Source organism: uncultured Thiodictyon sp. (genome assembly GCF_903828115.1).
GTDB lineage: Bacteria > Pseudomonadota > Gammaproteobacteria > Chromatiales > Chromatiaceae > Thiodictyon.
This window is the reverse complement of record NZ_CAIKKU010000680.1, coordinates 1-5,093: the sequence shown is the minus strand read 5'-3', so window position 1 is coordinate 5,093 and position 5,093 is coordinate 1. Positions and strand designations below refer to the sequence as shown.

General features: G+C 65.6%; 4 protein-coding genes and 1 pseudogene. All 5 read right to left on the bottom strand.

Annotated features, from left to right (window positions below):
* Positions 1–177: 177 nt before the first annotated feature.
* Positions 178–795: a Uma2 family endonuclease gene (locus QZY48_RS25815; protein WP_295436389.1), complete on the bottom strand. Its 618-nt coding sequence runs from the start codon at positions 793–795 to the stop codon at positions 178–180.
* Positions 796–863: 68 nt separating this feature from the next.
* Positions 864–3,515: pseudogene (gene metH / locus QZY48_RS25810) on the bottom strand (methionine synthase); the annotation flags it as partial.
* Positions 3,512–3,940 carry a PIN domain-containing protein gene (locus tag QZY48_RS25805; RefSeq protein WP_295436388.1) on the bottom strand — a complete coding sequence of 143 codons (429 nt, stop codon included), beginning with the start codon at positions 3,938–3,940 and terminating at the stop codon, positions 3,512–3,514. The pseudogene metH and the gene QZY48_RS25805, both read right to left, overlap by 4 nt.
* Entirely contained in the window at positions 3,915–4,163 is a 249-nt protein-coding gene (locus QZY48_RS25800; RefSeq protein WP_295436387.1) for a hypothetical protein, read from the bottom strand. The genes QZY48_RS25805 and QZY48_RS25800 overlap by 26 nt, the downstream gene beginning before the upstream one ends.
* Positions 4,164–4,242: 79 nt before the next feature.
* On the bottom strand, positions 4,243–4,908 hold the full coding sequence (gene hflD, locus QZY48_RS25795) for a high frequency lysogenization protein HflD (RefSeq protein WP_295436386.1): 666 nt from the start codon (positions 4,906–4,908) through the stop codon (positions 4,243–4,245).
* Positions 4,909–5,093: the final 185 nt, after the last annotated feature.

Below are 5,093 nucleotides of genomic sequence, written 5' to 3'. Positions count from 1 at the left end.
GGCCTCGCGAGGGACCGCGGCGTTGCGTTCTGCCGATAGGCCGCGCCGCACTGGGGTGCGGCGCTCCCAGTGGCCGGAAAGATGATCGAGGCCCTAAATTGCATCGCTGCTACGATTACGACAACGACAACGACAACGATGGTGTTTGTGTTTAGCTTGTTCTTGACTCGCTACTTATCACGCCAAGCTCGCCCGCAACGCGGCACGCAACCCCCGCACCGCCTGGGTCTGGCTCGGATAGGCCATGCAGCGGACGATGAGATCCGGGTCCAGGTCCGGCAGGAGCCGGCTGCGCGCGGTCCGGATATAGGCTTCACCCTCGAGGCAATAGATACGCAATGCGCCATCCTTCCAGAACCAGACCTCGGGGACGCCCAAGCCCCGGTAGACCTCCAGTTTGTCGATGCCGCCGGACGTCCAGATGACCTCACAGGCCAGATCGGGAATCTCGGGGGGGCGGGTGATCGGCCCCACGACAAAGCACTCGTCTGCCTCGATCCCGCGCCCCTGGGTCTCCTTGCGCAGGGTCCAGGACCCAAAGCCCTCAAGCTCGATGCCGGTTGCTTCCGCATAGGCGAACAGCAGGCGTCCCAGGCGCGTTCGCAGGTCTTCATGGTCGATCGAGGGTGTCATCAGCTCCACTTCTCCGTCGAGATAGGTCACGCGTGTGCCGCTATTCTCGCCGCGCATGGCGAGCAGCGCCTCGTACTCCTGCCAGCGGATGCCGTGCAATTGTACCCGCTGGTCCAGATGGACCCGGGGGGTGGCCGTACCAGTCGGGTTGATCGCATTCATGCCAAGGCTCCGGGGTTGCTCTCAGTCTGGTTCTCACGCCCTGCGTGGAAACGAGGGCTGGCGGGTATTCACTCCACGTCATACGCGAGATTGGGTCCCAGCCAGCGTTCGATCTCCGCCACCGGCATTGCCTTGCGCTCGGCGTAGTCGCTGACCTGGTCGCGGTTGATCTTGCCGACGGCGAAATAGCGGCTGTCGGGGTGGGAGAAATAGAGTCCGGAGACCGCGGCGGTGGGGACCATGGCCTTGGATTCGGTGAGCCAGATGCCGGTGTTGCGCTCGGCGTCGAGCAATTGCCACAGCAGGTCCTTTTCGGTGTGGTCCGGGCAGGCCGGGTAGCCCAGCGCCGGGCGGATGCCCTGGTATTGCTCGTCGATCAGGGCGTCGGCGGCCAGGCGTTCATCCTCGGCGTAGCGCCAGTGGCGGGTGCGCACGCGCTGATGGAGCATCTCGGCCAGGGCCTCGGCGAGGCGGTCGGCCAGGGCCTTGAGCAGCAGGGCGGAATAGTCGTCGAGGTCGGACTCGAAGCGCTTGACGTGGGCGTCGATGCCCTCGCCCGCGGTGCAGGCGAAGCCGCCGAGATAGTCCGGGATACCGGTATCCGCCGGGGCGATGAAGTCGGCCAGACACTCGTTGGGTCGACCAGCGGGCTGCTTGCCCTGTTTGCGCAGGCAATGGAAGGTGACCAGGGGGTCGACCCGGGACTCGTCCGCATAGACCAGGATGTCATCGCCCACCGCGTTGGCCGGGAAGATCCCGATCACCGCGTGGGCCGCGAGCCACCGCTGCGTGATGATCCGGTGCAGCATCTCGAGTGCATCGGCGTGGAGTTTGCGGGCCTCCTCGCCCTTTTCCGGGTCGTCCAGGATCTGGGGGAAGCGGCCCTTGAGTTGCCAGGCGTGAAAGAAGAAGGTCCAGTCGATATAGGCGGCGATCTCCTCCAGTGGGATGTCCTTGAATACCTGGATGCCGGGCTCCGCCGGGGTCGGCGGCTGGTAGTGCTCCCAGTCGATGGGGGTGCGGTTCGCCTGGGCCGCGGCGAGCGGGATGAGGTCCCGCGCCTCGTCGCGGGCGGCGCGGCGCACGCGGACCTCTTCATAGTCGGTGCGGATGGCGGCCACGTAGTTCTCCTTCAGGTCTTTGGACAGAAGGCTGCCCACCACGCCGACGGCGCGGGAGGCGTCTTTCACATGCACGACCGGGTGCGCGTAGTGGGGCTCGATCTTGACCGCGGTATGGAGTTTGGAGGTGGTCGCGCCGCCGATCAGCAGCGGCACCGTGAACCCCTGACGCTGCATCTCGCGGGCGACATGGACCATCTCATCGAGTGACGGGGTGATGAGTCCGGAGAGTCCGATGATGTCCGCCTTGACCTCGCGCGCCCGCGCCAGGATGCGGTCCGCCGGGACCATGACGCCCATATCCTCCACCGCATAGTTGTTGCATTGCAGGACGACGCCGACGATGTTCTTGCCGATGTCGTGCACATCGCCCTTGACGGTGGCGAGCAGGATGCGGCCCTGGGTCTGCCCGGTGCTCTTCTCCTGCGCCAGGAAGGGCTCCAGGTAGGCGACCGCGCGCTTCATGACACGGGCGGACTTGACCACCTGGGGCAGGAACATCTTGCCCTCACCGAAGAGGTCGCCCACGACATTCATGCCGTCCATGAGCGGGCCCTCGATCACGTTGATCGGCCGGCCGAGCGTTTGGCGCGCCTCCTCCGTATCGGCCTCGATGAAGTCGGTAATGCCCTTGATCAGGGCGTGCTCGATGCGCTTGGCGACCGGTGTATCCCGCCAGGACAAATCCTGCTTGTTCTCCATCCCCGAGCCGTCGCCCTTGTATTTGGGGGCCAGGTCGATCAGGCGTTCGGTGGCGTCGGGGCGGCGATTCAGTATCACGTCCTCCACCGCCGTGCGCAACTCCGCCGGCAGGTCGTCATAGACGGCCAACTGGCCGGCGTTGACGATGCCCATATCCATGCCGGCGCGCACCGCGTGGTAGAGGAATACGGAATGGATCGCCTCGCGTACCGGGTTGTTGCCGCGGAACGAGAAGGAGACATTGGAGACGCCCCCGGAGACCCGGGCGTAGGGCAGGTGGGCCTTGATGCGGCGGGTCGCCTCGATAAAGTCCACCGCGTAGTTGTTGTGCTCCTCGATCCCGGTGGCGACGGCAAAGATGTTGGGGTCGAAACAGATGTCCTCGGGCGGGAAGTCGAGTTCGTCGACCAGGATACGGTAGGCGCGTTCACAGATGGCGAACTTGCGCTCCTGGGTGTCGGCCTGGCCCTGCTCGTCGAAGGCCATGACGACGATGGCCGCCCCGTAGCGCCGGCACTTGCGCGCCTGGCGGCGGAACGCCTCCTCGCCCTCCTTCATGCTGATCGAATTGACGATCGCCTTGCCCTGGACGCATTTGAGTCCGGCCTCGATCACCTCCCATTTGGAGGAGTCGATCATGATCGGCACCCGGGCGATGTCCGGTTCCGCGGCGATCAGGTTCAGAAAGCGGGTCATGGCCGCCTGGGAGTCCAGCATCGCCTCGTCCATGTTGATGTCGATGACCTGGGCGCCGTTTTCCACCTGGGCCCGCGCCACGGCCAATGCGGCATCGAACTTGCCATCCAGGATCAGGCGCTTGAAGACGGCGGAGCCGGTGACATTGGTGCGCTCACCGACGTTGATGAAGGTGGCGGTGGGACGGGCTTGAGTGGTCATGGCAGCTCGCGAAAGGGGTTTTCGACCATCAGGCCGTCGAAGTCGCGGCCGTGCTGGAGGTCTTCGGTATAGAGGATGCGCGCCCGGGCACGGCGGGCGGCTTCGACGATCAGCGCGTCCCAGAAGGCGATCTGATCCTGCCGACTGCGCGCTATCGCGGCGAGAATCAGGGGGGGATCCTCCACCACCAAGGGGTAGCGGGCAAACTCCCGCACGGCCATTTCAGCCACCTTTGAGGATAATGGCGGGTTCAGCCGCCGCGTCGTAACCCAATAGAACTCCTTGAGGACCTGGGTGCTGACAGCCAATTCAGCCGCTCCGCCGGCCGTGTCGATCAAGGCCATGGCCCGGGTTCGCTTGACCCCGGCGTCCTTATCATAGGCGTAGATAAAGACATTGCTATCGGCGAAAAACCGGACGGTCATAGATTTCCTCGCGCGTCCAGGTACGCCCTTCGGGACCGGAGCCGGCTTCCGATTGGTTGGCCAGTTCCAGGATACGGTCGGTGGCCTCGCGGGCGGCCGAGCGGTGGTCCGCGTAGGCGTCCAAAAAGTCACGCACGACGGCGTTGACTGAGGTGTTCTCGGTCAAGGCACGCATCCGTGCCCGTTTCAGGGTCTGTTCTGCGATGGTTACGGTCAGATTCATGGATGGGTCTCCGCGGTCGACACGAGATCAGTGTAGCACGGGAACCGCGCGGCATTGCCGCCCGGCGGGTGCCGCCGGCTCAATCCGTATCCGCTGGTGGTCCGCAATCCGCCGGTTGCCGGTGACTGGCCTGATCCAGATAGCGGCGCGCCTGCATCAGCAGTTGTTTGTGCCCCAGCAGGATCTGCCAACGGCTGCCGCCCAACTGGCGCCACAGCCGGGCGGAGCGGATGGCGGCCAGCAGCAGGGCGCGGATACGCACCTGGTTGTCCGGGTTCTGGAGGTGATTGGAGGCGCCGCGGACCAGGATGCGGGGTTTGAGGTGGCTCAGGGTCTCGCTGTAGAGGTCGGCGAACCGGGCCAGCAGGTCGGGGTCCAGCAAGGGGCAGCGTTCATGCAGCACCGCGGCCCCCTCGATCACCTCGCCGATGCGCCCGAGCAGCTCCGGCTGCGCGGACAGTTTACGCTCCAGCCGGATGACCGAGGCCGCATAGCGGGTCAGTTCCAGATCGCGCTCGGGCCTGCCGGTGAGCTGCGCGACGAGTTGGCGCGCCCCGTTGGCCATGGCCCCGGGCGGGCCGTAGACCGCCGCGGTGTCTGCCGCGTCGATCTGGAACAGGCTGTAGATGCAGGGCTCCATGGCGGCGGTGTCGGCGCTGCCGGTGCGGGCGATGCGCATCACACAGGCGACCGCCTGGTAGATGCCGGCGAGTGCGGTCACGCGGTCCTGATCGTCGTGGGCCATGGGATGGTGCGGCTCCGGTCCGGGAAGGTCTTTCAAGGTGCGACAGGATACCAGCGACGCCGGGCGCGCGCCCGGGGTCGCGGGGGCGCGGGTGCGATCAGAACTGAGGTGTTAATGCACCTCTCGTACCCTAACAGCTACCGGACCTTCCCACGGACCGGGCGTCGTTGTCGTTGTCGTTGTCG

Bases quoted from the DNA above. Each gene is read 5' to 3' on its own strand.
- QZY48_RS25800 (WP_295436387.1), bottom strand. From the start codon at position 4,163: ATGAATCTGACCGTAACCATCGCAGAACAGACCCTGAAACGGGCACGG.
- QZY48_RS25815 (WP_295436389.1), bottom strand. From the start codon at position 795: ATGAATGCGATCAACCCGACTGGTACGGCCACCCCCCGGGTCCATCTG.
- hflD (WP_295436386.1), bottom strand. From the start codon at position 4,908: ATGGCCCACGACGATCAGGACCGCGTGACCGCACTCGCCGGCATCTAC.
- QZY48_RS25805 (WP_295436388.1), bottom strand. From the start codon at position 3,940: ATGACCGTCCGGTTTTTCGCCGATAGCAATGTCTTTATCTACGCCTAT.